Here is a 25,693-nt window from a genome sequence, read left to right as displayed (position 1 = left end):
TGATCGTAATATCGTTACAGGAATGGCCCATGTCGACTGAAATTCAGGACATTATTACGTTCGTCAGTGCTCACGAACCCTTTGGTGATCTACCCGAGGATGAGATCAGCCGCTTATGTGGCGAAATTGAGGTCAGTTATTTTCAGGCGGGTACCCAGATTCTGCACTTTGGGGCCGGGATCGACTCTCTGTTTATGATCCGATCCGGGTCTGTTGAGGTCTTCCGTCGCACCGGTGAGCTCTACAACCGACTAGAACCCGGCCATGTCTTCGGTCAGATGGGCATTCTGATGAACGGGCATGTGCGCTACCCCGTCCGCGCTCTGGAAGACTCACTGATTTACCGCATTCCGGGCGAGATCTTTCTCGATCTGTGCGAAAAGTATGGCGAGTTTGGCGATTACTTTGAGGTCAACGAGCATTCAACGTTGCAACAGGTGGTGCTGCATCAGGCGGACGACAATGACATGACGACCGTCCGAGTGCGGGACATTGTTCAACGCGAGCCGGTGTATCTGGACGCCGATGCGACTGTCCATGAATGCGCTCAGAAAATGACCGAGCAGCGCGTCTCTTCGGTGGTGGTTTTTGATCAGGTGGGTGACCACGAAGACCGTGACGGTGACGCCGTGCATCTGCCGGCCGGCATCGTCACTGATCGTGATTTACGAATGCGTGTCATCGCCGAAGCGTTGCCGTATGACACACCTTTGCGCGACATAATGTCCACCGATCTGATCACCGTGGGGCACGATGCTTACGTCTATGAAGCCATGCTGTTGATGCTTCGTCATAACGTGCATCATCTTCCTTTGGTCCGCCGCCATCAGGTGACCGCCGTGGTGGCCTTGTCGGACATTGTCCGCCACGATTCTCAGAACAGTCTGTTGCTGGTACGCGGTATCCTGGCGCAGGAGTCGGTCGACGGTTTGATTGAACTGTCCTCACAGGTGGCGTCGGTGATGGCGCGTATGTATCGCGAAGGTGCCAACTCACACATGATCGGCACGGCCATGTCGGTAATCGGGCGGTCGTTCAAGCAGCGTCTGTTGCAACTAGCAGAAGAGTCGTTAGGACCTCCACCGGTGCCTTATTGTTTTCTGGCATTGGGGTCAATGGCGCGGGAAGAGCAGCTGTTGGTAACCGATCAGGATAATGCCCTGATTTTATCGCCGGACTACCGCGAAGACGAACACGGTGAATACTTTAAAGCGCTGGCTGACTTTGTTTGTGACGGTTTGAACGCCTGTGGCTATACCTATTGCGACGGCGGCATCATGGCGTCGAATCCGAAGTACCGCCTGACGCTTCAGGGTTGGAAACAGCAGTTCAGCGATTGGATCGAAAACCCCGATCCGCAGGCGCTGCTGAATGCATCGATCTTTTTCGATCTCAGCGGTGTCGACGGCAAGATCGCCTGGGCAGAGCAGTTAACGCGCTTCATTGTGAATAAATCGAAGAAAAATAAACCGTTTTTAGCGGCTCTGGCCCGCAACGCATTGAACCGCACACCGCCGTTAGGTTTCTTTAAAGATTTTGTTGTCGAGAAAGACGGCCGGCAACGTTACAGCCTGAACCTGAAACGTCGCGGTACCGCGCCGATGGTGGATGTGATTCGGGTGCACGCCCTGGCGGAAGGTTCGCTGGCGCAGAACTCGTTTGATCGGCTGGAAGACATCGCCGATTCGGACCTGTTGCCGAAAGGGAAGCGGGATGAGTTGTCAGATGCGTTGGAGTATCTGTCGATGGTCCGTATCCGGCAGCAGGTCATCGCCATCGAGTCTGGTGAAGAAGCCGACAATACCCTGGAGCCTGAAAAACTGTCGGGTAAAGAACGTCGCGGCCTGAAAGAAGCCTTTCAGGTGCTCAGCAGTGCCCAGAAATTCCTGAAATTCCGTTATACCGCGAACACGCGGATGTGAGTGAGTCCATGCTTTATCCCTACCAGACGCTTCCGGACGACTGGGATGATTTTTTATTTGAACAAGTCAGTGAGCAACAACCACCAGCGCTGCAAGCCTTTTACCAGCAACCCTGGGTCGAACCGGATCTGTTGGTCGGCGATGCTGAGTTCGTTGCTGTGGATATTGAAACCACTGGCTTAAACGCAGAACAGGACGACATCATCAGTATTGGTCTGGTGCCGTTTACCGCGCAGCGAATCACCCTCGCCAAGGCTCGACACTGGCTGGTGCGGACCCGTAACCTCACCTCAGAATCGGTTGTGGTGCATCGCATTACGCATTCTGATATTGCGCAGGCTCCGCCATTGCGTGCGGTGTTGTCGGAGGTCATACCCTGTTTGCAAGGGCGACAGGTGGTGGTGCATTACCGCTACATGGAACGCGAGTTTTTCCGACAATCGGTCGCCGGTCTGCACGAATCGACCTGGTTGTTTCCGGTCATCGATACGCTCGAGTTAGAAGCGGCCCATCTGCGACAGAAACAATCCATCGTTAGCCGGCTGTTTAAGCAAACGCTGCCATCCCTGCGGTTGCCGAATGTGCGTGAGCGCTACAATCTGCCAGCGTATGAAAATCACAACGCGCTGACCGACGCCCTGGCAACGGCGGAACTGTTGCAGGCACAGGTGGCGAAACAAAACCTGGTCGATAAACCGGTTCGCTCGTTGTGGTACTGATTGAAAGGCCCTGCTAACCGTTTAGCCTGAGCATAAAGGTCGTGGTCGATTGCAGACCATGTGAAGGGAAGGCGACACGTTGCGCTGTTGGCTACCTGTTAACGCTGAGTAGCGGCCAAAAAAAAGCACCTCTCAGAGGTGCTTTTAGATACAGAAAGCCCGAAGATTACTTCGTCATTTCCGTGCGCATACCCATCAGCAGGGACACACACATCGCCAGCAGGACGAACGTGAACGGCAGGCCGGTTGAGATGGCACCGGCTTGCAGTGCCTGAATGGCTTCAGTGCCACCAATCCACAGTAGCGCCGCCGCAATCGCACCTTCAACAGACGCCCAGAAAATACGCTGCGGTACCGGAGCGTCAATCTTACCGCCCGCGGTGATGCTGTCGATGACCAACGAACCTGAGTCCGATGAAGTGATGAAGAAGACCAGAATCAGCACAATCGCAATCAGTGACAGAATTGTACCCATCGGGATCGCTTCAAACATCTGGAACATCGCCAGTTCCGTCGCCAGAACGCCTTCGGTACCCAGAGATCCGATACCATTCTGAATCTGATCGATGGCGATACCACCATAGACCGACATCCAGATCACAGTCACGGCTGTTGGGATCAGCAGAACGGCGGTGACAAATTCACGTACCGTACGGCCTTTGGAAACACGTGCGATGAACATGCCGACGAATGGCGACCAAGAAATCCACCAGGCCCAATAGAAGACAGTCCAGCCTTGCAGCCATTCCGTGTCCGGACGACCGTGCGGATTCGACAATGGAATGATGTTCTTCACATAGGCGCCAATCGTTTGTGGAATGGTTCCCAGAGCCACGGCTGCAACCACGGCTGCAACGAAGAAAAGCAACAGGATCGCGATGATCATGTTGATGTTGGACAGCAGTTTGACACCGCCTTCCAATCCGCGAACCACGGATACAATGGCCAGCAGCGTGACGCCGATGATGACCAGAATCTGCAAGCCGATGCCGGCATCTATCCCGAAGACATGACCGATACCTGCGGAAGCCTGTTGCGCCCCGAGGCCCAGCGACGTGGCCAAACCAAAAAGCGTGGCCAGTACTGCCAGAATGTCGATGATGTGACCCGGCCAACCCCAGGTGCGATCGCCCAGAATCGGATAGAAAACCGAACGGATCGACAACGGCAGGCCCTTGTTATAGGCGAAAAACGCCAGCGACAGTGCAACCACGCCATAAATGGCCCAAGGGTGCAGACCCCAGTGGTACATGGTCGCGCCCAGTGCCATGCTCGCGGCTTCCGGCGTATTTGCTTCAACGCCCAGAGGGGTGAAGTATGAGCCGGTGAAGTAGGCCGCTGGTTCGGCGACGCCCCAGAACATCAGCCCGATACCCATACCGGCCGCGAACAGCATGGCCAGCCAGGAAAGGGTTGAGTGTTCGGCTTTGGCTTCTGTCCCACCGATACGGATTTTACCCCACGGTGAAATGGCCAGACCCAGACAGAACACGACAAAAATGTTACCTGACCACATAAACAATGCATCGAACATGGCAATGATGTCCCACTTCAGCCCGTCCAGAAAGGCTTTGGCTGTTGCGGCATCGCTTATGAGGGTGGCAATCAGAAATAACAGAATCAGACCCGCGCTGATTCCGAATACGGGATTGTGAACATCAAAACCCCATTTCTGTACGTTGTCCTGGCCGACGGTGTAGTCGGTGTTTTCTATGCTGTACTTGTCATGCGAAGTACCCATGCGTTCCTCCCAGTGTATGATCGGTCTTTACAATAGGGGGGAACGTTCATAACTTCAACCGATTGGTTAAAATCTGATCTATATCGCAGGCTATACGGTCTTCATTATGACCGCATGATGTCAGTCGATGCGGGTTAACAAGCCCTAACTAACTTCCGGCAATGTTCGGGCAAGCCAGGCAGCGATTGCCGCTGACAATGTAAACAAGCCAAACACCGCTAACAGAGACGCCTGTGCCAGCAGGGCTGATAACAGTCCGTAGAGCAACAGCAGCAGACCGATCAGCGTATTGCTCAACGACACATAGTCCGTCCGTCGATTGCCGCTGACCAGATCGACAATGTAGGTTTTGCGAGCCAGACGGACACCCTGATGAATGACGGTCAACGCAAAAAAGATGAACAGCGCGAACCAGACCTGCCCGTCGGTTTGCCACACACTCAGTACTGCGGACAGTGCACAAGCCAGAGCAGTCAACACCGCTGTTATGATCATCAGTCGTCGGCTGCTGGTGTCGGCGAATCGACCCCAGAAGCGGCCGCTGATGACACTGGCTAATCCACTGACGAGAATGAACAAGCCCAGACCCAGCCAGGAATGTTCACTCTGCTGAGCCTGTAATACGACAAAAGGTGCCGCCAAACCGGAGCTCATCATCAGGCTGCGCACCAGAACAAAGCGCCGAAACTGAGCATCATCACGCAGTAATGACAGGTTCTCCAGCGCCATGCGCCCGCCATTGCGCCCGCCATCGGTGGCGCCCCGATACTCGTTGACCTGTGCGTAAACGATCGCCGCCAGAACCCAGATCCCGGCGGCCACAACCAGTAAAACCAGAATCGGAATCTCGGTCAGTCGATTACCGGCAATCATTGCAGCGCCAGTCACCATGGTAATGATACCGGCGGCGCTGGCGCTGGTGCCGTTCAACCGCCCCCGGCGGGTTTTCGGAATGGTTTTGCCCATGACATCTTTCGACGCCACCGAGCAGAAGCCTCGCGCCAGACTGAACAGGATTAATGAGCCAATCAGTGCCCAGCCGGCAACAACGCCACTCAGTGTTAAAGCGATGATGACCATCAGTGCAACGGCGGTCGCCTGTAACAGACAGCCGGCCACAAAGAACCATTTGCGAATGGCATAAGCCCGCATCCATCCCCCGATAAACAACTGAGGAATCAGTGATCCCGATTCACGGATCGGCACCAGCAGGCCACTAAAGAACGCGGGTATGCCAAGACCATTCATCAGCCAGGGTAAAACGATGCGGCTGCTGGTTAAGGCATCGCCGATCTTAGTCAGAAACTGAGCCAGAAAGATTTTCAGAAAGTTGCCGGGAACCACCTGGCAGGCGTTGTCCGAAATGTCTTTGCAGACACGGACGTCTTCTTCATCGGCAATCTGTTTATAGATGTTTTCTGTGGTCAGTTGGCGCATGAGTGTTCCAGAGTTAAGCAAGGCGATTATTGCAGCAGGGTTGTGTTCGATTGGCAACCGATCGGCGATTGGTTTTAGAAATTTCAAAATCAGACAGCAAGAATGTTTCAGGAAAAATGAAACAATAATCAAGGCGAGTAAGCCTTCCATACTAGGTGAGGCAATCGCAAAAGATTGAGACGCGGCTCTAAAGTTCCCTGACCTCAAATGCGTCGCAAAGCTTTCCTTCTGCAAGATCAGAAATCTATCAAAACTATTGTTTTATTTTATTGAAACGTTGTTTCTTTTATTGGAATGTGTGTGCGCCTCACGGCGGATATGAGTGCGTCGGCATCCGATGTCACGTCCGGTCCGTTTGGCTGAACCGACAACAACAAGAAGGCATTCGATATGAGCAACACAATTTTGAAACCGCTGGGCATTGCGATCGCGCTGATGACGATCGCGCAAGTGGCCATCGCCGACGGCCCGATAGGGTACGCTACGCAGAATGGGGGCACTGATGGTGGTGCCGGTGGACAGGTGGTCTATGCGTCGACCGGGACGGAAATTAACGAAGCGCTGTGTAATCGCGCGAGTGAAGATTCGCCCATCATCATTTATGTCAGTGGCACCATCAATCATGGCAATACAGAAAAACGTTCCGGCAGCTGCGATACTGCCGACGATCGCATTCAACTGAAAAAGGTCAGTAATGTTTCGTTGATTGGGGCATCGAGTGGCGCGTTGTTGGATGAGATCGGCATTCAGGTACGAGAATCATCAGACATCATTATCCGCAATCTGCGCATTCGCAATGTAAAAAAATCCGGTTCGCCGACGTCGAATGGTGGGGATGCCATCGGTATGGAAAAAGACGTTCGCAATGTCTGGGTAGACCACAACACCCTTGAAGCCTCCGGCGGTGAGGACGATGGCTACGACAGCCTGCTCGATATGAAAAACAACACGCAATACGTCACCGTTTCTTACAACCGGTTTTACGATTCCGGGCGGGGCGGGTTGATGGGGTCCAGTGACAGCGATGACCGCAACGGTTACGTCACCTTTCATCACAACTGGTACGACAAGATTGACTCGCGCATGCCCCTGTTGCGCCATGGCACCGCCCATGCCTTTAACAACTACTACAGCAATGTGTCGAAGTCCGCGATGAATCCGCGCATCGGCGGTCGGATTAAGGCTGAACACAATCATTTCTTCCAGGTGCACAATCCGATCGGAACGTTTTATACCAACGACATGGGTTACTGGCAGTTGAAAGACAATCTTTTTCAGTCGGTCACCTGGAGCGATGAAGGCGATAAAAATCATCCGGCCGGACCGAACCCATCCTCAACGACGACGATCAGTGTTCCCTATGCCTACACGCTGGACGCGGTGGATTGTGTGAAAGCGATCGTGACCAGTGCGGCGGGTGCAGGAACCGGTTTAGCGACCTCCGATGGCAGCTGTTCGTCAGAACCTACTGATCCGACCGACCCAACGGATCCGACGGACCCTACAGATCCAACCGATCCCACCGACCCTACCGATCCTACAGACCCAACGGATCCTACCGATCCGTCGAATCCAGGTGAATCGGGAGACAACCTGTCGCTGGATGCCGGTTCCGATGGTTCCAGCAAAGGGACCGGCAGTTATGGCAGTGTTCGTGATGGGGATATGGCCACCTACTGGGCACCGAAGTCGTCGGACAGCGAAAAACGCATTTCGGTAAAATGGGACGATGAAACCACCGTGAATCGCGTCGTGATTCGTGAAGCCAGTGGCTACGAAGGCAACATCACTAGTTGGACACTGGTGGATCATCACGCCGGCTCGGTTCTTAAAGCGGGGTCGTCTGCCGGGGTTGTGGACTTTGATGAAGTGAGTTTGGAAAAAATCAGCTTTATCATTGAAAATGCTAACGGTACGCCAACCGTCGCGGAGTTTGAAACCTACCTCGTCGACTGATGATCAGCACCGCTTCGGGGTTGTCGACTCCGAAGCGGTGACGTCGCTAAGCTCACCCATAGTCAATGTTGTGAGTTGTGCGATAACATGTTGGCAGACATTCGCAACCGGACGCCTCACATGACCATCGTTCGCCCCTTGAACGACGAAGATCTTCCTCAGTTAACCGCACTGCTTTGGCAGCATAAAGAAACCAGTTTATTCATTCTCGGCAATCTTGAGTTGTCCGGTTTGGCCGCCGGTGATGAGCCGTATCAAGGTGACTACATCGGCGGCTTTGTGGATGGCGAACTGCGAGGTGTCATCGTTCGCTACTGGAATGGCAACTGTATGCCGCAGGGTGATGCCGCCACGGTGATGGATATCTGGCAACAGTCTCCGGTGTTTCGAACTGGCACGAATGGTTTTGTCGGGCAGTATGAACGCTGTCTGCAACTGCGGGATGCTTATCTGCAGGAGCATCAGCTCACTGAATCGGCTCTCGCCTTGAATAGTCGGGAAGTGCTGTACGAATTGCCGCTATCGCAGTTAACGCTACCCGACGTGGCCACTCAGGCTGCGAGTCGGTTGTCCTTGGCGACTGAAGACGACATGACTTTTCTGCTCCCCTGGATGATCGATTACAACGTCGAAACGCTGAATGCAACGCGCGGTCAGGCATTGGCAGAGCATTGCCACGACAGTTTGCGCAACCGTATTCAGCTAAGAAACTGCTTTGTGTTTTGGCAAGGAGGCACGCCGGTCGCGACGACGGGTTTTAATGCCCGGGTGCAGACGATGATACAGGTTGGCGGTGTATTCACTCCGGAAGCTTTTCGCGGTCGTGGTTATGCACAGGCCGCCGTCGGGCTGTCACTGCAGCAGGTCATGCAAGAAGGCGTCGAGCATTGTGTGTTGTTTACCGATGAACACAATCAAGCCGCTCGCGGTGCCTATGAGCGGCTGGGTTTTCAGTTCACCGGTTATTTCGGACTGTACCTGGTGACGGCCTGAGCCGTCCGGTCATAGAAGTTGCTGTAACGGCTTAGTTTTCCAGGTTCGCCAACGTCTGATCGATCGTCTGTAATCGTTGCGCCAACGTCAGCAGACTCTGTTGTAGCCGAGCGCGACGACGTTCATAACGTTGTTTCTGTACCGGGTCGAGTGTGTCATCACTCAGAGCCAGATTGATAACGGCCAGCTCATCCGTTTGCTCGGTCTGTGCTTCCTGCAGGTCCAGCTTTTCTGCTTTCAGTTCCAGAATGGTCTGCTGACGATCGCGCTCGGCTAAACCCTCGAGATAGCCGGAACGGTAGGGCTGATAACCCCGGCTGGTACAGACGCGGCTTTGTGGCTCCATAGCCAGAGCATGCGCATAGCCGCGATCGTAGCTGCACCAGCGTTGCAAGCCTTGCGATAACCCCTGCGCATAATCGGTCGTAGCGGCCGATAAACCGAAGCGTTGGCAATCGAGACGGTTCAGTTGATTATCCTGACCGGCGAGCCCGTGCTCCAACCCCAGGCGTTGCCAATCGTCGGTCAGGCATTGCCGGTGGGCCGCGACCAGGCCACGCTCTTGTCGAAGATCCTGTTCTGTACTCGACAGCTCGGCGATCTGAGTGATCAGTTGCAGTCGTTCATTGCGCGTCAGTCCATCGGTGTCCAGGCGTGCCGTGAGTTCATCGATGGTGGCCGTTAACTGCGACAGTTCCGCATCGACTTCAGTCAGTTCAGCGTCCAGTTCCTGCTTCAGTTTGGCGCGTTGGTACGCCTCATAGGCTGGCGCATAGCCGTCCAGAAAGTTGGCTTCGCTCGTGGGTGGGCAAATGCCCTGGTAGGGTTGTCCGAGCTCGCCCTGAACCCGCCCGTTGTCAGCGGTGCAGTAGGCTGCTAATCCCAGCTGATAGCCCTGCTCATATAAGGCGGGATCAACCGTGTGTCCGAACTGGCGACATTGGCGACTGCGGTTATTAAACGTCTGGCCTTTTTCGGCATCTTCTCGGCCAATGGCGGTCCAGTCGCCGACATAGCAGTCGAGTTCCAGCACGGTTGTGTCCAATATTGACTGTGACTGATTCATCTCCTGACGCACGCGATTCATTTCGCGATTCAGCGTGAGGGTTTGTTCGGTCGTCAGATCCGGTTGCTCGAGCTTCTGCTCCAAAGTGCTTACCTGAGAGGCCAGTGTATCCAGTTCTGTGCGCAGTTGATCGCGTCGCAGAGTTAATCCTCGTACGGCCACTTTTTCGTCAAACTCGGCGCTTCCGGCCACCAGTCCCCGTTGCTGTTCGCGTGCATTCACGCCCTGACACAAGCCGGTGGGTACCAACCCCTGACGACCCAGTTCAACGCCGGTCTCGTATCGGCAGTATTGTTGCACACCGTCCGATTGACCCCGGATATAGGCGGCCTGATCCGACGGTGGATGATAGTCGGCACATTCGCGTACGTGCAGTCGGAAGCTACTGGCGGATCGACCGGCCTGACCATCTCGCTCGCCCGCTTCCTGCCAGTACCCTGTCGCGCACGCAAGCAGACCATTGGCGGCGCGCAGATCCCGATCATTGGTTTGCAGTGCCTGCTGTACATCGGATGGGGAGTCGGTGTCCGTTGGAACACCAGCGACGCGATACGCTTCGGCATCGATCAGTCGCTCCAATAATTGAGTGCGCTGTTGTGATAGCCGATTAATCTGCTGTTCGGCGGCGCGAATGTCCTGCTTTATCTGATATTCCGTTACCCCGCGTTGGTGAGCGCGGGCAAACGCATCGGCGAGATCTGCCGGGCAAACTGACGGCAATGGACGACCCTGCAAGCCGACCCGATAGCCATTGTCCGGTGTGCAGTAACGACGAATGCCGGTGTCATAACCCTGTTCATACTGTTGTCGGTTGACGGGCACGTCATGCTTGCTGCAGCTTTCGACGTAGCGGTTAATGGCTGAAGTCGGTTGGCCGGACTGACCATCCTGTACCCCGTATCCATACCAGTCGGCATTGACGCAGTCTTTTTTAGACATGCCGGCGCAGCCGGATAATACAGTAATGAAGACCAGAGCGGCCGCGGTCAGGAGTCGTTGCATGATGGAGTTACCCTTGGTTCGTTAGCAGCAGAATCGCAAAGTGTAACTGAATCTCAGGTGAATCGGCTGCGTTGGGTTAAGTTTTCCTCCAGGACCAGTTAACTGGATTTGGGTGCACGCTCCTGAGATCGGTGAAAATGCCTTTAAAACGAAGGTCAGAGCTGAAGTTTGACGGCAAAGGTCATACTCGCCTGAATGGTCGTTTTCTGATCCGGCGTCCGACCTTTTGCTTCAATTTCGATGACCGTCGAGTCGGCTCTGAGATACTGACTGATGTCCCGGTCGTCGTAAACGGTTAAATAAAGCGTGTCGACGTCGGTGTCAGTATTGTCAGGCAGATAAGCCACTCGAGTGCGTTGATCGTTGTCACCCTGACCCATGAAAACCTCAAGTGCATCGATGAACTCAAGAGTGCCATCGTCCGGTGCGGTAACCTCCAGCACAAACCCGGTCACGTAGGACTCGTCGATATTGTTTTTGCTGGCGTCGCTGTTTTCAAACTCCGCTGAACTGCTGACATCGAATGATGCAAAGTTATCAAAACCCAACGGTTGGAACACTGTTGAGTTTAACGGCAACGTATCGACGGTGGTTTCTGACGTGACATCAACATAGATGGTTCGCAGCGAGTCGCATGCCGTCACCAACGTTAAAGCGAGAAAGGTGATGGTCAGTGATTGAATAAAACGTGCGTGCATCAGACAGATTCCAGTCGGGGTTTGTGCTGATCATACCGGAGCCTGAGTATTTTTCAGTTGCCCAATCTGGCAAGGGAATGCTGCTGATCCTCATGGCGATCAGTGGTTATTTCCATCGGTTTAACAGCTTGCCAAAACGTTCACCCAGAGCGAGGGCTGTGCTTCGGTCCATCTCATGCAAATCCTGAGTGAGCGTTTGCGCGGCGACACCGAGTTGAGTTCCCAGTCGATTGAGTGACCGGTTTGCGTCGTCATGCGGGCAATCCAAACTGACCCAAAGCATCCCGTGCTGACTGGCGAGCGTGGCAAAGTACTGTAACGTCATCGATTGGTCGCCATTGAGGTTGGTTCCGCTGGTAACGCCAGCGGCCAGTTTGCCCGCCAGATATTGATCGGACCAGAGATCGCTGGTGGCATCGGCAAACGCTTTAAACTGGGCCGCCGGACCACCCATGTAGGTGGGTGAACCGAAGATAATGCCATCGCACTGAACTAAATCTTTAAAAAGGTCGTTGTCCTGAAAACGTCCTCGCACAATGTCTTCACCACGAATGTGGTAACGCCGGGTCTGACAGTTCTGAGCAAGAAGCCCGGATTCAACCGCTTGCATCAACTTGCCGGTAACATCACCAGCAGAGAAATACACCAGAATAACTTCAGGCATCGACGGTCTCCTTTGCCTGGGTATTCAAGGATACCTGTGCCAGTGCGTTCAGAATCTGAGTTCGCGCGCTGCCATGCCTGAGCTCCTGACGATCAGGATCAAAAACGTCCATGAACTGCGGAACCGAAATCGTATCGATAACCTCCGCGCCAAAGAAGGGGAGCGACTGAGACGCCTGTTGCAGCACGGAACGGGCACCGCCGGCACCAGGCGAGGTGGCCAGTGCCAGTACCGCTGTCTGTCCGAAAAATTCACGTTCAGTACGCGTGACCCAATCCAACAGGTTTTTCCAGGCGGCGGTAAAGGTACCGTTGTGTTCCGCAAACCCGATGATGATCAGGTCGGCCGATTTAATCCGACTGAGAAACTGAAGCACCTGCTCAGGCGTCCCCATTGCCTGCTCGCGTGCTTCGCTGTAAATAGGCAGTTCGTAGTCGTTTAAGTCCAGGGTTGATACGTCCGCCTTCGCGATCTGCCGACCACTCCAGAGCGCCAGTTGCTGGTTGATCGAGGTGGTTGAGTTACTGGCCGCAAATGCAAGAATGTTCATACGCCCACCTCATCCAACTCGGCCTGATATTGTTGCCCGGCCTCAGTGACGTTGTCGGGCTGTGCATTGCGTTCAGCGGGTGAGTCGCTGAGGTACTGAACAAACTCAATTTCGAAACCATCTGGGTCGATGAAGTACACATTGCGTCGATGCGGCTCGGTTGCACCGGGGTTGGCAATGGCAAAGCCGGCCGATTCCAGGCGCTCAATCAGAGCATCGAGGTTAACGGTGACAAAGGCGAAATGCGCCAGGCCAACTTGGTGTCCGGTCAGATCACGGTTATTGCCTTCGCCAAACTCGTTGAGTGCAATGTACTGATGGTCATCACCAAAATGGACCCAGGTTCTGGGCTTGCCATACCATTCACCGTCGCCTTTCGAGCGAATATGCCAGTGGGGAAAGGCTGCGCGGTAAAAGTGAAGCGAGCGTTTCAGGTCGCGGATGACCAGATTGATGTGTTCGAGCTGTAACATGATGGATTCCTCAGATTGTTTAAGTATGGCGAAAGCTTAAAACCTCAACTAAAGTTGAGGTAAAGTGTTTTTTTAAATTTTTTATCAAAGAGGTTTCAGAGGCATGGTGTCGGACAACTGGACGGTCGGAAAAGTGGCACAACGCGCGGGGGTTGCGGTCAGTGCTTTGCACTTTTATGAACGCAAAGGATTAATTCGAAGTTATCGAAATGCGGGCAATCAGCGCCGATACACCTCCGATGTGCTGCGTCGGATTTCAGTGATTAAGGCGGCGCAAAAGTTGGGTATATCACTGGAAGAAATCCGGGAAACCTTCGCAACGTTACCGGAAGGTCGCACCCCCACCCAACAAGATTGGGAACGCCTGTCGACGCAATGGCAGGATCAGTTGGATGCACGCATTCGTTATCTGGAGCGACTGAAAGACTACTTAACCGGATGCATCGGCTGTGGCTGCCTGTCTATGAAAAAATGTCCGTTGTATAACGCAGACGACAAACTGTCCCAAGAGGGCAGCGGTCCGGTACTGTTGGATCGTGAGGGAACTCCCTGAGCTGCCAATGCGTGCCGTACTGCACGGTTAATGGGTGATACCAATCGGCAGGTTCATTAGACTGTTATTGATGACATGTTCAAAAAGAAACGTGTCTTGTTGCTTCATCCTTTCGAAAGGTATGCTTGTTAGATATCAATGCCCGCCTCAATAGTCTTAATGTTCGAAAAAAACTTCCGACTGATGTAAGCGCTTTCATTATTTGTGCGTCACTTCATATTCTTCCCGTCCATGCACGTTATTCTCTGCAGTTGCTTTTGTTGCCCTGATCCTGTCTACCACTTTGACGGGAGTAACCTGAGTACCGAAGCGCAATTGTTATTTCAATCTACAGGTCGAATTTATGCAGTCCAAAGTCAAAGTCTTTTCACTGAGTATCCTGGTGTTGATCGCGGTTTGCTCGCTGATTTTCTATTTGTCCGGCACGAGAAGCTCATCACCTCAGATCGAGACGGCGGTTTCTTCTGATGCAGTGCAAGAGTCTTCGACTGTCATCACTAAAGAAACAAAACCATCATCTGAGTCCAACGATAAAACCCAAGCTCAGCAATCAACCATGCCGGTGGTCGATGAAGCGAATGACATCGCAGACCGTTCGTTGGCCAGCATTCTGACTGAGCCTGATGTTAACCCGGATTACGCAACCTTTTCCGATCGAATATCAACCGTCCGTGCGCGGCGAAACGGTCAAGAGGTTCAGGCCGATAAGATCTGGGAAGCCAGCAAAGCCGATTCGGCTTGGACGACTGTAGATGAAGCGCCCGACTCTCTGAACCTGACCCGAGAACAGGAGTTGGATGGTCGGGAGTTTATCAAAATCGATCCGCTGAAAATCGAATCTCTGGTGCATGGCGACACTCTGGAAGTCACGATTCAACAACTGAATCGGACCTTTACTGCCCATATCACGGACGTCATCAGTGAAGACGAAGGACGCAGTGTGACCTGGAAAGGATACCTCGATGGCCTGGATAGCCCGAACACGATCACGATCACGCGAGGCAGTAATCTGATCGTCGGTGGTATATCAACGCCGCAAGCACTCTATAGCCTGCAGGCCAACGGAGAAGACGGATGGCTTGTTGACAGTTCGACGCTGTTTGTCGGAGGGGATGAACCCATTGAAGTCACCCCGGATATGCTCGACTCCGATCACGACCATTCGGACTCGTAACCTCGTTGTACGTCTTTCAGCTTAGCAACCTGAAGGGCGAGGAATCGTCACTGCTAAAAAAAACGGAAAAAAATAAGGAATGTAAACGATGAGTACTAAGCTTCAGTCGCTGCTCAAGCGATGTGTTTTGGTTGGAGCCATGGGGCTCGGATTAGCCTCTGTGTCACAGGCGGCAACCGTAGACTTGCTCGTGACTTATGACGAGCCGAGTCGTCAGCACTTTAACGGCGAAGTTGATACCGCGATGCGCGGTTGGGTTTCGCAAATGAACGATATCTATCGCAACAGTAACATTGATGTTCAGATGCGTTTGGCCGGCACCATGTATATTAATATTCCCGGCAATGGTTTTGGCGAAATACTGCCAAACCTGCGCGTGGACGGAGCCGTTGCACAAAAACGTGCCGATGTCGGTGCTGACTTTGTTGCTCACCTGACGCCGGGGAACTGTGGCCTGGGTTACGTGGCTGTCGACAAGAACTGGGCGTTTAACGTGGTAGGGCCAGACTGCGGTGCACAGGTTATGGCACACGAACTTGGCCATAATATGGGCCTGAACCACTCCCGTCGCCAAGGTAACACGGGCGGTGCTCGTTGGGGTTATGCCTTGGGGCATGGTGTAGATGGTGTCTTTGCCTCAACCATGGCGTACCCACAAGCGTTTGGCACCAGCTGGGCACCTACCTTCTCTAACCCGAACACCAACTGCCGAGGTGTCCCATGTGGTGTGCCGGTTGGGCAGCCTCAGGAAGCACATGCAACTCGCGCTATCAACAACGTGAAAAATGAAATTGCCGGCTTTTTCCCGGAAGTGCAAAACGAAGTTACTTATAAGTTACGCGCTTTGCACAGTAATCGTTGTCTGGAAGTTGGCGGCTGGTCGAAAGCCAACGGCGGTAACATTATGCAGTGGGATTGCCATGGCGGTGCTAACCAGCGCTGGCGTATTCTGGATGGCGGCAATGGCTACTGGAAACTGCAGAACGTAAACAGCGGCAAATGCCTGGATATTCAGGATGGGTCTGTTTCGCACGGAGCCAACTCGCATCAGTGGGATTGTCTGAATGTCGACAGCCAAAAGTTGTGGCCGAACAACCTGTTTAACAATGTTTACCAGTTTGGCTTCAAGCACAGCGGCATTTGTCTGGATGTGCAGAATGGCACCAATGGCAGCAACATCTATCAGTGGGGTTGTCATGGCAATGACAACCAGCGCTTCTATCTGGAGCCTTAAGGGTAAGAAATAGGGCGCTGAAATCTAAGCGCCCTGTTTTGCACCAAGTGAAACCTCTGTAGCCAAAATAGGTAATGCCTTAGACTTTATATGTGAAGTTTTTTTGGAAGATTACCGACAAAAAAAAGGCAGCGAGTTCGCTGCCTTTTTTGTTTAGGGTGTATCGAATGACTTGCTTTTTTTTAAACTAGCTCATTGATTTTTTAGGGATAAAAAAGCCGCCAGGGCTTTCTACTGACGACTTTCCGATGGTGTTTTGTTTTATTTCAGATTGCTTAAGGTACGTGCTTATCGTTTAAGCGTTCACTGAAATCGGCAACGGACTAAACCTCAATTTCGGCCAGATCACCTTTGCTTTCTAACCAGATTTTTCGATCGCCCGAGCGTTTTTTGGCGAGCAACATGTCCATGATTTCCATGGTTTGGTCACCTTCTTCGATGGTGAGCTGCACCAGGCGTCGAGTGTTCGGGTCCATGGTTGTTTCCCGCAATTGCAGCGGATTCATTTCACCCAGACCTTTAAAGCGCTGAATCTGTATTTTGCCTTTTTTCTTTTCAGCTTTCAGGCGATTCAAAATCCCTTCGCGTTCATCATCATCCAGTGCATAAAACACTTCTTTGCCGATATCCACCCGATACAACGGTGGCATGGCGACATAAACGTGACCATCTTCAACGAGTTTGCGGAAGTGACGGACGAACAAGGCACACAACAGTGTCGCGATGTGCAGACCATCGGAGTCGGCATCGGCCAGAATGCAAACTTTACCGTAGCGCAAACCTTCGACGCTTTCACTGTCCGGGTCGACTCCGAGTGCGATGGCAATGTTGTGGACTTCGTCGCTGGCAAGCAGTTCACTGCTGTCGACTTCCCAGGTGTTCAGGATTTTACCGCGCAGCGGCATGATGGCCTGAAACTCACGATCCCGTGCCTGTTTTGCCGAACCACCGGCGGAGTCACCTTCCACCAGGAACAGCTCACCGCGCATGGCGTCGTTGCCGGAACAATCCGCTAACTTACCCGGCAATGCCGGCCCGGTGGTGACTTTTTTACGGGCAACTTTTTTCGCCTTGCGCATGCGAGCATTGGCGTTGGTAATAGCCAGTTCGGCTAACAGCTCTGCAATGTCGGTGTGTTGGTTTAGGTATAGGGCAAAGGCATCTTTTACCACGCCGGAGATAAAGGCCGATGCCTGACGAGAGGACAGGCGCTCTTTGGTCTGGCCGGCAAACTGCGGATCCTGCATTTTAAAACTTAAAACATAGGAGCACTTGTCCCAAACGTCTTCCGGGCTGAGTTTTACGCCTCGAGGTAGCAGGTTTCGGTATTCACAGAACTCGCGCAACGCTTCCAGCATCCCCTGCCGCAAACCGTTAACGTGAGTTCCGCCCTGAGGTGTCGGGATCAGGTTGACGTAGCTTTCAAATAAGCCTTCGCCACCTTCCGGTAGCCATTGCACCGCCCAGTCGACGGCTTCCTCGTCACTGGAGAATGATCCGGTGAAGGGCTCTTCAGGCAGGGTTTCGTAGGCAGAGGTGGTCGATGTCAGGTAATCGCGCAGGCCGTCTTCATAGAACCAGGTGTCGGTTTCATCCTTTTCTTCATTGATGAAATTGATTCGTAAGCCGGGGCACAAAACTGCCTTGGCGCGTAACACGTGTTTGAGCCGACTGACCAGGAACTTACCGGTATCAAAATAGCTGGCGTCGGGCATGAAGCGAACGGTGGTGCCGGTGTCTTTCTTCTTGCATTCGCCGACGACCTCCATATCCATGGCCTTTTCACCACCTTTGAAGCCCATACGGTGGATTTTACCGTCACGCTTGACCGACACTTCCAGCACTTCGGACAGAGCGTTTACGACGGAGACCCCGACACCGTGCAGGCCGCCCGAAAACTGGTAGTTTTTACCGGAGAACTTACCGCCGGAATGGAGGCGGGTCAGAATCAGCTCGACACCCGGAATGCCATGTTCAGGGTGGATATCAACCGGCATTCCGCGACCGTTGTCCGTAACACTGAGGGAGCCGTCTTTGTATAGAATGACATCGACCTGATCCGCGTAACCGCCGAGGGCTTCGTCCACCGAGTTGTCGATGACTTCCTGGGCCAGATGGTTCGGCCGCGTGGTATCGGTATACATGCCCGGTCGTTTTCGGACCGGATCAAGACCGCTCAGGACTTCAATGGCTTCCGCTGAATAGTTGTTCTGGCTCATCGGGGAGTGGGCCTCTTAAGAAAAAAGCTAATAAAAACAATACGGTTAGAATAACGGAAACCGCAGCTCGCTGCGAGCGTCACGAGCGATGACACGGCATGAAGAATACCGGGTTGGTTTTATGCTGGATACCGGGGTGACAGTGTTAACGTCGGCCAGTGCTCGGCGTTAGTAGCCCTTTTGCGAGTAGTCGATTTCAAAGTCGACGCCATCAATGCGGGAAATGGTGGTGTCCAGCTGGCCGTCAGGGTGGAGAGTCAGTGTTCGGTAAGCCGGACCGAGTGAATCAATGCCGAAATCCTGGCTTTTTGGCAGGAACTGGACACAGGTTGACGGCGTTGAAATGTATCGGATGCCGTTAATCACCTGATCGCTGTCCTGATGAACGTGACCGCAAACCACGGCTCGGATGTTGTCGTAGTGGTTAACCAATGCCTGGAAGGATTCGCGGTTGCGCACTCCGATTTGATCAATCCAGCGACTTTTCATAGGCACCGGATGGTGGTGGAAACCAATTAAGACATGCCGATCCTGGTACTTATCGAGTGTTTTCTGCAGTAACTCAAGCTGATCCGGGTCGAGATTGCCATATACCCGGCCCGGTACGATGGAATCCAGCAGAATGATGACCCAATCACCCAGTTCATAAACCGGTTCAGCGTGTTGAAGGTCTTTACCGGCGGTCGCCATGTTTTCGCGGGAGTCGTGATTCCCCGGAATCCAGCGCATCGGGGCGCTGATCGGGCGAATGAGTTCAAGGAAGTTCCGGTATGCCTGAACGCTGCTGTCTTGAGCAATGTCGCCGGTGGCGATGACCAGATCAACCTCGGGGACCTCGTTAACGACTCTGTCCACGATCAGTCTCAGACTGTTTTCAGTGTTCATGCCAAGCAGTGTTCCGTCACTGGTGGCGTGAAGATGCGGATCTGTGATCTGGACCAGAGTAAAAGCCTTATGCATTACCGCTAACGTTCCATTATTACAGGGTAGATCGAAGTAGTATGACAAAAGAGTGTAGATAAAGTCATCAGATGAGTACAAAAAGGCCCGGTATTCGTGACAAAGTGAACAAAAATGATGAGTTGGACAAGCTAAAGGCCGAGGACTTTGGGAGCGGGAAAGGACTGGGTATTAAATGAAAGCGCTTACAATTTTTGAGATTTATGTTGGATATTAAATACCTGTTTTATTGTTCATGATCCGGTTGGGGTGTCCAGATATGGCGAGAGGTTCCATTGGCCAGCAGATGGCTGAGCCACTCGCCAAGATAGTGATTGGCCTGCTCTTTTTCATCGATCTGATACATCTGATCGTTTGGGTAGCGATAAATACCCGCTAACTGTTTACCCTGGCTGAGTGTTACCACCTCGGCCATGCGGGCATCGCTGTAGCAACGCACGGTCAGTTCGACGGTGTTCATCGGAGACGGCACCTTATGCAGTCGTTTGGTCAGTTGAAGGGTCGTGGTGTATTTAAACCGTTCGATCACATCAATGTCGACATCAATGAGATTGTTGTGCCGGTCCTGCCAGCTGAACTCAAAATGGTTGCCGTCAAAGCCTTGCAGCAACCGCTGCAGTCGAACAAAGTTGGCTTCGCACAATGCGGCCTGTTTGGCCATATCGGGGATATATCGTCTCATAGCCATTCAGATTTGAGGTCAGCCAGGTTTAATTGCAACCATTGCAGGGCAATGATCGCTGCGGCGTTATTGATGGTGCCGTCGCGAACCATTTCAAAGGCTTCTTCAAAACTGACGGTATGCACCAGAATGTCTTCACCTTCGTCATCCAACCCATGAACGCCGCTGGCTTTGGTGCTGTCGGCTTCCGCGATGAACAGATGAATGCGTTCATTGGTACCACCTGCGGATGGTAAGTAACGCGTGATCGGGCGCATTCGGCCCAGACTGATGTTGGCCTCTTCCAGCGCTTCGCGATGGGCGACTTCCTGCGGTTGCTCATCTTTATCGATCAGCCCGGCGACCAGCTCCAGCAGCCAGGGGTTATCTTCACGGAGTGCTCCGATCCGGAACTGTTCAATGAGGATGATCTGTTCTCGGGCAAGATCAACCGGTAACACGCAGACGGCATCGTGGCGGTCCAAAAGTTCCCGTTTTATGGTCATCATGCCGCCCTGGAACCGCTGATGCGCAACCGTCAGTTGATCCATATGGTAAAAACCACGGTATAGTGGCTGTTCGGATTCAATCTGATACTGGAAGCTGTCGGTATCTCGTTTCATCGGCTTTCTCCGGGAGTTATGACTTTTGGGGCTGTTATGCGATGCTTGTTTCACGCAGACTTCGCGGTCAATAGCGAGTAAAACCACTGGTCGATTATAGTGCCTGTTTCCGGGCACCGGCATAATGATTTTTAACCACTACGAGTGCAAGTTCCGAGTTGGAGATATGCAGAAAAAAACACTATTAGCCAGTCTGGTCGTGGCTACCCTGACCACTCACGCGGTAGCGGCTCAATCGCTGCTGGAAACTTATGAACAGGCCGTCGCTAATGATCCGAGCCTAGCCATTGCCCGCCTGCAGTCTGAGTCGGCGCAGCAGGACGTGACCAGTGGCTTTGCCAATGTGTTGCCTTCGGTGTCAGCATCGGTGAACTATGGTGTTGGGACCGAGTCGTTCCAGGCGCCAACCGATGAAGAGTCGCTTGCCTTTGATTTTGATCGACAGCGACTGAGTGCGTCGTTACAGGTTCAGCAGAATATTTTTGTACTGGCAGCTTTTACCGCTTATGACGCGGTCAAGGTCAATGCGTCGTTGAAAGAAATGGAAGCGGCTCAGGCTGAACAGGATCTGTTGGTGACCGTTGCTGAAAAGTACATCAATGCTTTGAAAGCCAAAGAAGCACTGGATGTCCTGAATGCGCAACTTGAAGCGGTCGATCGCCAATATGAGCAGACCCAGCAGCGTTATGATGTGGGTTTGGTCACCATTACCGATGTCTTGGATGCAGAAGCAACACTCGACCAAACCCGTGTTAGTTTAATTCGGGCTGAATCCCAGTACGACATCGCGTTACAGGATCTCTATACCCTGACTGGATCGGTGCCGGATGGCGTGATGAGCATCTCGGAAAACGTTCCTGTGGACGCACCGGCTGAGAGCGGTCAGCAGAAATGGGTCGATTTCGCCGTTTCTAATCACCCCGAAGTGCTGATGGCCCAGAAAGGCCTGGAAGTTGGTGAGCTGACGCTGAAAGCTGAACGAGAGCGTCTGTTACCGAGTGTCGGAGGTCAGTTTTCGCTCGACTATTCCGATGTGTTCGGCTCTGATCCTGTCGGGAACGACAACGAACAAAACTGGAGCGCCAGTGTCGGCATTTCAATCGGAATGGACTTGTATAGCGGTGGAGCCAACCAGGCGCGTATCGCTAAACAGGGCATTACCAACAACATTACCGAGCAGAACATCGAAATGCTCAAGCGCAACATCGCTGTGCAGGTCGCTAACCTGTATCGAACGGTTCGGGCCGATGCCGAGAATGTCGACGCGCAAATCCAGGCGCTCGAATCTCGTGAGAGTGCCTTACAGGCAACGACCGTAGGTTACGACGTTGGTACACGGAACATTGTTGAAGTGTTGAACGCCCAACTGGCCGTATTCAGTGCACAAAACGCATTGAACAATGCCCGCTACGATTATTTGCTGAATCTGCTGCGTCTGAAGCAGGCCGCTGGTCAATTGTCGATTGCCGATCTGGACAGTATCGAACAATACCTGGTTAACTGAGTCGCCTGAAACACCCGTCTCTGGCAAGAGGCGGGTGTTTTTTTATGCAAAACTCAATGCGGCTAACCCTGCATTAAATGCTCTGAACTCTTCAATTCCCTGTTGGCTGGAAATGGCCTTGAATCGCAATGCGCTGTTTTGAGGCAATTGGGCAAGGGTGCATTGGCTGGCTGTGGTCAGAGCCCCCAGCTTAGGATAGCCACCGATGGTTTGATGATCACGCATCAATACTACGGGCACACCTTGACCGGTAACCTGTATGCTGCCGGTACAAATCCCTTCCGAGTAAAGTCGCTCTATACCGGTGTCAATGCCGGGCCCGTCGAGTTGACAGCCCATTCGATCGCTGCGTGCGGAGACACGAAACTCGCTGTTGAGAAACTGTGTCTGACTGTGCTCAGGGATGTGTTGCCATTGAAACCCCGGCACGAAGGTTAGGGTCGCCCATTTGCGTAAGCTTGGTTGTTGATGAAATTTGAGTTGTCGTAAGGGAGCTGGGTGCGTTTCCTGAACCGTCAGGTCATCACCGTTCTGCAGGGCTCGACCCAACCCTTCGCGTACCACGACGGATTGACTGTGATACCAGCTTTCAGACATCAACCCTCCGGTAAACGCCACGTAAGCTCTGACCCCTAAGGCGGCAAACCCCAACTCAATGCGATCGCCGGTTTCAACCCGGTGACTGCACCACAGAGGTCTGGGTTTGCCATTAATCAGCAGAGGACAATAAGCGCCGGTGACGGCAAGGGTTGTCGGTGCGTTACAGATCAGTTCCAAACCACCGAGGGTGACTTCCAGCCCGGCGAGATGGTCGGGATTGCCGACCAGTTTGTTGGCAATGACAAAGGAGCGGACATCCATAGGGCCACCCTCGGTCATACCCAGGTGGCTGTAGCCTGCACGTCCGGCATCCTGAATGGTCGTCTGTGGACCGGCTTTCACAACGCTAAACGTCATCCAGTGATCCTCCCAGGTCCAGAAACTCCTGTTGGCTGATGGGCATGAACTGAATCCGGTCTCCGACACTGAACGGAAGCGAATGCGCCTGCTGCGGTTGAAACAGCGGGCTGGGGCAGCGACCAATCAGGTTCCAGCCGCCGGGTGACGCTTTGGGGTAAACCGCAGTTTGATGATCGGCGATAGCAACCGATCCGGCCGGCACCTGTGCGCGAGGATGCTCGAGGCGTGGCATGGCAATAGCGTCATCGACATGCCCAAGGTAGGCAAAGCCTGGTGCAAAACCGATAGCGTAGATGTGATAGATGTTCATGCAGTGACGTTCAATGACCTGCTCGATCTCGCATTGATGGTGCCTGGCGATTCGTTCGAGATCAGGCCCCACTGAAACATCGTAATACACCGGTAAGCGAACGATTTGACTTCGGGTATGGACCGGAGGGTTGTACCGCCGCTGTGCCAGTGCCGATTGGATGCGATGACTCACCCGTTGATGGTCCGTGGTTAAGGGATTGAACTGCACCAAAACACTTTGATACGAGGGGATGGTATCGATCAGGTCGTCATCGAGCGCTTCCTGAATGATTTCGACCAGAACTTTCAGCTGACCGATGGATTGTTCCGTCGGGACGTCATCAAGGTAAAGGATGACAGCCTGTTCTCCGGCGTCTTTAACATTGATGTGCACGAATGCGCTCCCGAATGTCGGCAATCAGCTGTGTTGCCGTGTCGTTGTCACCATGAACGCAGACCGAGTCGACTGGAAAACGAAGGAGAGTGCCGTCGACAGCGATCACCGTTTGGTTGTTAACCAGGTTGTCGATGCGAGACAGGATCTGCTCGGCATTCAGCACAGCGTCAGCCTCTGACCGGGGCACCAGGCGGCCATTGGCCTGATAAGCACGGTCGGCAAAAGCTTCAAACCATAGCGGTAACTGGTATTGACTGGCTTCTTGCTGATGACGTTCATGGTCTGCCGTGGCCTGCAGCATCAGGGTCAGCGGCTCTGGATAGTCGGCAACGGCTTGCATGACGGTGGTGCGGATCGACTCGTTCTTCATCATGTCATTGTAGAGGGCGCCATGCGGTTTCACGTAGTCGACCGTTAATCCCTGAACGCGCGCCATGCCACTGATGGCACTGATCTGATAGTGCAGCAGTTGCCTCAGTTCGTTGGCGGACATGGGGATGCTGCGCCGGCCAAAGCCGTTTAAGTCAGGATAAGCCGGGTGGGCGCCGACCGCGACGCCGTGTTCCGCTGCAAGTGCCAGTGTTTTGTTGAGCACGACCGGGTCGCCGGCATGAAAGCCACAGGCAATGTTGGCCTGGTCTATGAACGGCATGACCTCTGCGTCCCGCCCCATGGCCCAGGCGCCGAAACTTTCACCTAAATCGCAGTTGAGCTTCATGGTTAATGGATCACCTTTATCCGCTTTGCAGTGGATGATGGATTGTTGCGCGTGTTAGTCGACAGTATAGGGTGGTGCAATGAGTTCTTCGATAAGCCCTTCGCGAATGGCTTTGTTGGAGATTCGCATGGCGTCGATGTTAAAGCGATGAAAAATCCGATGCAGGATGATATAGCCCGCCCCGAATACGGCGATTCGGCGTGGGTTCAGTTCAAGAAGGTGCGATAACTGTTGCTGATTTCCCGCCTGAGTCAGCACTGGCAGTAGCCGATCCAGCTGTTGACGTTCAATAATGCCTTCTTCGGCAATGCCCAGATTATGCATCGCCCAGCTGACCGCCTTAATGGTTCCGGACGATCCCATGGCGTCTTCCCAGCTGAGCCCCGAAAAGCGATCCGCTACGGTGTCGAGCTGCTCATCCACGTAGTTCATACAGGCGTTTAACTGGTTTTGAGGCAATGGATCGAAATCGAGAAAGGCGGAAGTCAGGGTGACGCAGCCCAGTTCGAGGCTGGCCACCGCGCTCGGCTCCCGGCCCTGGCCTACGATGATCTCAGTGCTGCCACCTCCGATGTCGAGCACAAACCGGCTTTGTTCTGGTTGACCCTGAGACACGCCTCGGTAGATGTACCGGGCTTCATCGTCGCCGCTGAGAATGCGTATGGGCTGGCCAAGTGCGGCCTCGGCCATTTTCAGAAAGTTGGAATCTTTGTGAATTTTCCGAAAGGCACTGGTGCCGACGGCGGACACCTGAATGGAGGGAAAAGAACGCAGGTAATCGTGAAAATGGGTGAGACAGCGTAATGCCCGCCCTTTGGTTTCGTGATTGATCTTGCCGTCGTCTACGCCGGCAGCCAGACGCACGAGTTCCCGACGGCAATCAACAGACGTCAGGGCATTGTTCTCGTTTTTCATAATGACGAGATGAAAACTGTTGGAGCCTAAATCGACGGCCGCAACATACTGTGGAGCGCTCATGGGTCAGCAATCTTGTTCTTTGCCCAGAAATATAGCCAGAATGCGGGTAAAAGCCAAGCGATAGGCGGGAACTTGCCTCCTGAGCGCGCGGTGCATCGGTGACGTTTGATGATTCTTATGTTGTTTTAAATCAAATATCTGCCAACACCATCGCAAATGAACAACTACGCTTTGACATATCAGAGATCGAATCGTGTGTT

Annotated in this window: 23 protein-coding genes; 8 read left to right on the top strand and 15 right to left on the bottom strand. The window is 53.2% G+C overall.

Going from position 1 to position 25,693, the window contains the following annotated elements; genetic code table 11:
• The first annotated feature begins 29 nt into the window (after positions 1–29).
• Entirely contained in the window at positions 30–1,922 is a 1,893-nt protein-coding gene (locus tag MED297_RS09920) for a DUF294 nucleotidyltransferase-like domain-containing protein (protein ID WP_040556949.1), read from the top strand.
• Positions 1,923–1,930: 8 nt separating this feature from the next.
• Positions 1,931–2,641 (top strand): 3'-5' exonuclease, encoded by a 711-nt coding sequence (locus MED297_RS09915; RefSeq protein ID WP_008044519.1) that lies wholly within the window; start codon positions 1,931–1,933, stop codon positions 2,639–2,641.
• A 166-nt stretch (positions 2,642–2,807) separates the two neighbouring features.
• On the opposite strand, the gene MED297_RS09910 is transcribed toward MED297_RS09915, so the two are convergent.
• Positions 2,808–4,382 carry a BCCT family transporter gene (locus MED297_RS09910; RefSeq protein WP_008044518.1) on the bottom strand — a complete coding sequence of 525 codons (1,575 nt, stop codon included), beginning with the start codon at positions 4,380–4,382 and terminating at the stop codon, positions 2,808–2,810.
• Between the two features lie 144 nt (positions 4,383–4,526).
• Positions 4,527–5,819 carry an MFS transporter gene (locus MED297_RS09905; RefSeq protein ID WP_040556948.1) on the bottom strand — a complete coding sequence of 431 codons (1,293 nt, stop codon included), beginning with the start codon at positions 5,817–5,819 and terminating at the stop codon, positions 4,527–4,529.
• Positions 5,820–6,209: 390 nt separating this feature from the next.
• Here MED297_RS09905 and MED297_RS09895 point away from each other — a divergent pair, with 390 nt between their 5' ends.
• Positions 6,210–7,775 (top strand): pectate lyase family protein, encoded by a 1,566-nt coding sequence (locus MED297_RS09895; RefSeq protein ID WP_008044516.1) that lies wholly within the window; start codon positions 6,210–6,212, stop codon positions 7,773–7,775.
• 120 nt (positions 7,776–7,895) lie between these two features.
• Complete coding sequence (locus tag MED297_RS09890; RefSeq protein ID WP_008044515.1) at positions 7,896–8,768, top strand: GNAT family N-acetyltransferase; 873 nt, start codon at positions 7,896–7,898, stop codon at positions 8,766–8,768.
• A gap of 31 nt (positions 8,769–8,799) precedes the next feature.
• Here the strand turns inward: MED297_RS09890 and MED297_RS09885 are convergent, their stop codons facing one another.
• The 5 genes from MED297_RS09885 to MED297_RS09865 form a co-directional block, all read right to left on the bottom strand.
• Positions 8,800–10,836 carry a DUF2799 domain-containing protein gene (locus MED297_RS09885; RefSeq protein ID WP_008044514.1) on the bottom strand — a complete coding sequence of 679 codons (2,037 nt, stop codon included), beginning with the start codon at positions 10,834–10,836 and terminating at the stop codon, positions 8,800–8,802.
• 155 nt (positions 10,837–10,991) lie between these two features.
• Positions 10,992–11,534, bottom strand: a complete 543-nt coding sequence (locus MED297_RS09880) for a hypothetical protein (protein ID WP_008044513.1) — start codon at positions 11,532–11,534, stop codon at positions 10,992–10,994.
• A 106-nt stretch (positions 11,535–11,640) separates the two neighbouring features.
• Positions 11,641–12,198: a flavodoxin family protein gene (locus MED297_RS09875; protein WP_008044512.1), complete on the bottom strand. Its 558-nt coding sequence runs from the start codon at positions 12,196–12,198 to the stop codon at positions 11,641–11,643.
• Entirely contained in the window at positions 12,191–12,748 is a 558-nt protein-coding gene (locus MED297_RS09870; RefSeq protein ID WP_008044511.1) for an NADPH-dependent FMN reductase, read from the bottom strand. Before MED297_RS09870 ends, MED297_RS09875 begins: the two co-directional genes overlap by 8 nt.
• Positions 12,745–13,221 (bottom strand): VOC family protein, encoded by a 477-nt coding sequence (locus MED297_RS09865; protein ID WP_008044506.1) that lies wholly within the window; start codon positions 13,219–13,221, stop codon positions 12,745–12,747. Before MED297_RS09865 ends, MED297_RS09870 begins: the two co-directional genes overlap by 4 nt.
• Before the next feature lie 103 nt (positions 13,222–13,324).
• On the opposite strand from MED297_RS09865, the gene soxR reads away from it, so the two are divergent.
• The 3 genes from soxR (at position 13,325) to MED297_RS21260 (ending at position 16,182) form a co-directional block, all read left to right on the top strand.
• Positions 13,325–13,774: a redox-sensitive transcriptional activator SoxR gene (gene soxR, locus MED297_RS09860; RefSeq protein WP_008044504.1), complete on the top strand. Its 450-nt coding sequence runs from the start codon at positions 13,325–13,327 to the stop codon at positions 13,772–13,774.
• Between the two features lie 343 nt (positions 13,775–14,117).
• Positions 14,118–14,948, top strand: a complete 831-nt coding sequence (locus tag MED297_RS09855; RefSeq protein WP_008044502.1) for a hypothetical protein — start codon at positions 14,118–14,120, stop codon at positions 14,946–14,948.
• Positions 14,949–15,036: 88 nt separating this feature from the next.
• The gene (locus tag MED297_RS21260; protein ID WP_008044500.1) at positions 15,037–16,182 is read left to right on the top strand and encodes an RICIN domain-containing protein; all 1,146 of its coding nucleotides are present in this window, start codon (positions 15,037–15,039) and stop codon (positions 16,180–16,182) included.
• 323 nt (positions 16,183–16,505) lie between these two features.
• Here MED297_RS21260 and parE read toward each other — a convergent pair whose 3' ends face one another.
• From parE to MED297_RS09830, 4 genes are all read right to left on the bottom strand, one after another.
• The gene (gene parE, locus MED297_RS09845) at positions 16,506–18,401 is read right to left on the bottom strand and encodes a DNA topoisomerase IV subunit B (RefSeq protein WP_008044498.1); all 1,896 of its coding nucleotides are present in this window, start codon (positions 18,399–18,401) and stop codon (positions 16,506–16,508) included.
• A 168-nt stretch (positions 18,402–18,569) separates the two neighbouring features.
• Positions 18,570–19,361, bottom strand: coding sequence for a 3',5'-cyclic-AMP phosphodiesterase (cpdA, locus tag MED297_RS09840; RefSeq protein ID WP_008044497.1), 792 nt, complete (start codon positions 19,359–19,361; stop codon positions 18,570–18,572).
• Between the two features lie 226 nt (positions 19,362–19,587).
• The gene (locus MED297_RS09835; RefSeq protein WP_086004884.1) at positions 19,588–20,043 is read right to left on the bottom strand and encodes a DUF1249 domain-containing protein; all 456 of its coding nucleotides are present in this window, start codon (positions 20,041–20,043) and stop codon (positions 19,588–19,590) included.
• Entirely contained in the window at positions 20,040–20,645 is a 606-nt protein-coding gene (locus MED297_RS09830) for an NUDIX domain-containing protein (protein ID WP_008044494.1), read from the bottom strand. The genes MED297_RS09835 and MED297_RS09830 overlap by 4 nt, the downstream gene beginning before the upstream one ends.
• A gap of 166 nt (positions 20,646–20,811) precedes the next feature.
• Here MED297_RS09830 and MED297_RS09825 point away from each other — a divergent pair, with 166 nt between their 5' ends.
• On the top strand, positions 20,812–22,149 hold the full coding sequence (locus tag MED297_RS09825; protein WP_008044493.1) for a TolC family outer membrane protein: 1,338 nt from the start codon (positions 20,812–20,814) through the stop codon (positions 22,147–22,149).
• Positions 22,150–22,191: 42 nt separating this feature from the next.
• Here MED297_RS09825 and MED297_RS09820 read toward each other — a convergent pair whose 3' ends face one another.
• From MED297_RS09820 to MED297_RS09805, 4 genes are read right to left on the bottom strand one after another with little or no spacing between them, the layout of a single operon-like run.
• Positions 22,192–23,106 carry a 5-oxoprolinase subunit C family protein gene (locus tag MED297_RS09820; protein WP_008044491.1) on the bottom strand — a complete coding sequence of 305 codons (915 nt, stop codon included), beginning with the start codon at positions 23,104–23,106 and terminating at the stop codon, positions 22,192–22,194.
• A complete protein-coding gene (gene pxpB / locus MED297_RS09815; protein WP_008044484.1) occupies positions 23,096–23,794 on the bottom strand; it encodes a 5-oxoprolinase subunit PxpB in 699 nt (232 codons plus the stop codon). Before pxpB ends, MED297_RS09820 begins: the two co-directional genes overlap by 11 nt.
• Positions 23,778–24,515, bottom strand: a complete 738-nt coding sequence (locus tag MED297_RS09810; RefSeq protein WP_008044481.1) for a 5-oxoprolinase subunit PxpA — start codon at positions 24,513–24,515, stop codon at positions 23,778–23,780. The genes pxpB and MED297_RS09810 overlap by 17 nt, the downstream gene beginning before the upstream one ends.
• A gap of 54 nt (positions 24,516–24,569) precedes the next feature.
• Positions 24,570–25,493, bottom strand: coding sequence for a Ppx/GppA phosphatase family protein (locus tag MED297_RS09805; protein WP_008044479.1), 924 nt, complete (start codon positions 25,491–25,493; stop codon positions 24,570–24,572).
• Between the last annotated feature and the right edge of the window lie 200 nt (positions 25,494–25,693).

The organism is Reinekea blandensis MED297, assembly GCF_000153185.1.
Classification (GTDB): Bacteria; Pseudomonadota; Gammaproteobacteria; order Pseudomonadales; family Natronospirillaceae; genus Reinekea; species Reinekea blandensis.
This window is presented reverse-complemented; position numbering and strand designations above follow the sequence as displayed.

What these genes read in the sequence shown, in the direction of transcription:
- MED297_RS09905 (WP_040556948.1), bottom strand. Translation starts at nt 5,819, where the DNA reads ATGCGCCAACTGACCACAGAAAACATCTATAAACAGATTGCCGATGAA.
- soxR (WP_008044504.1), top strand. Translation starts at nt 13,325, where the DNA reads ATGGTGTCGGACAACTGGACGGTCGGAAAAGTGGCACAACGCGCGGGG.
- MED297_RS09825 (WP_008044493.1), top strand. Translation starts at nt 20,812, where the DNA reads ATGCAGAAAAAAACACTATTAGCCAGTCTGGTCGTGGCTACCCTGACC.
- MED297_RS09810 (WP_008044481.1), bottom strand. Translation starts at nt 24,515, where the DNA reads ATGAAGCTCAACTGCGATTTAGGTGAAAGTTTCGGCGCCTGGGCCATG.
- MED297_RS09830 (WP_008044494.1), bottom strand. Translation starts at nt 20,645, where the DNA reads ATGAAACGAGATACCGACAGCTTCCAGTATCAGATTGAATCCGAACAG.
- MED297_RS21260 (WP_008044500.1), top strand. Translation starts at nt 15,037, where the DNA reads ATGAGTACTAAGCTTCAGTCGCTGCTCAAGCGATGTGTTTTGGTTGGA.
- parE (WP_008044498.1), bottom strand. Translation starts at nt 18,401, where the DNA reads ATGAGCCAGAACAACTATTCAGCGGAAGCCATTGAAGTCCTGAGCGGT.
- MED297_RS09890 (WP_008044515.1), top strand. Translation starts at nt 7,896, where the DNA reads ATGACCATCGTTCGCCCCTTGAACGACGAAGATCTTCCTCAGTTAACC.
- MED297_RS09855 (WP_008044502.1), top strand. Translation starts at nt 14,118, where the DNA reads ATGCAGTCCAAAGTCAAAGTCTTTTCACTGAGTATCCTGGTGTTGATC.
- MED297_RS09910 (WP_008044518.1), bottom strand. Translation starts at nt 4,382, where the DNA reads ATGGGTACTTCGCATGACAAGTACAGCATAGAAAACACCGACTACACC.
- MED297_RS09870 (WP_008044511.1), bottom strand. Translation starts at nt 12,748, where the DNA reads ATGAACATTCTTGCATTTGCGGCCAGTAACTCAACCACCTCGATCAAC.
- MED297_RS09915 (WP_008044519.1), top strand. Translation starts at nt 1,931, where the DNA reads ATGCTTTATCCCTACCAGACGCTTCCGGACGACTGGGATGATTTTTTA.
- MED297_RS09805 (WP_008044479.1), bottom strand. Translation starts at nt 25,493, where the DNA reads ATGAGCGCTCCACAGTATGTTGCGGCCGTCGATTTAGGCTCCAACAGT.
- MED297_RS09865 (WP_008044506.1), bottom strand. Translation starts at nt 13,221, where the DNA reads ATGTTACAGCTCGAACACATCAATCTGGTCATCCGCGACCTGAAACGC.
- MED297_RS09820 (WP_008044491.1), bottom strand. Translation starts at nt 23,106, where the DNA reads ATGACGTTTAGCGTTGTGAAAGCCGGTCCACAGACGACCATTCAGGAT.
- MED297_RS09835 (WP_086004884.1), bottom strand. Translation starts at nt 20,043, where the DNA reads ATGAGACGATATATCCCCGATATGGCCAAACAGGCCGCATTGTGCGAA.
- MED297_RS09885 (WP_008044514.1), bottom strand. Translation starts at nt 10,836, where the DNA reads ATGCAACGACTCCTGACCGCGGCCGCTCTGGTCTTCATTACTGTATTA.
- cpdA (WP_008044497.1), bottom strand. Translation starts at nt 19,361, where the DNA reads ATGCATAAGGCTTTTACTCTGGTCCAGATCACAGATCCGCATCTTCAC.
- MED297_RS09895 (WP_008044516.1), top strand. Translation starts at nt 6,210, where the DNA reads ATGAGCAACACAATTTTGAAACCGCTGGGCATTGCGATCGCGCTGATG.
- MED297_RS09880 (WP_008044513.1), bottom strand. Translation starts at nt 11,534, where the DNA reads ATGCACGCACGTTTTATTCAATCACTGACCATCACCTTTCTCGCTTTA.
- MED297_RS09920 (WP_040556949.1), top strand. Translation starts at nt 30, where the DNA reads ATGTCGACTGAAATTCAGGACATTATTACGTTCGTCAGTGCTCACGAA.
- MED297_RS09875 (WP_008044512.1), bottom strand. Translation starts at nt 12,198, where the DNA reads ATGCCTGAAGTTATTCTGGTGTATTTCTCTGCTGGTGATGTTACCGGC.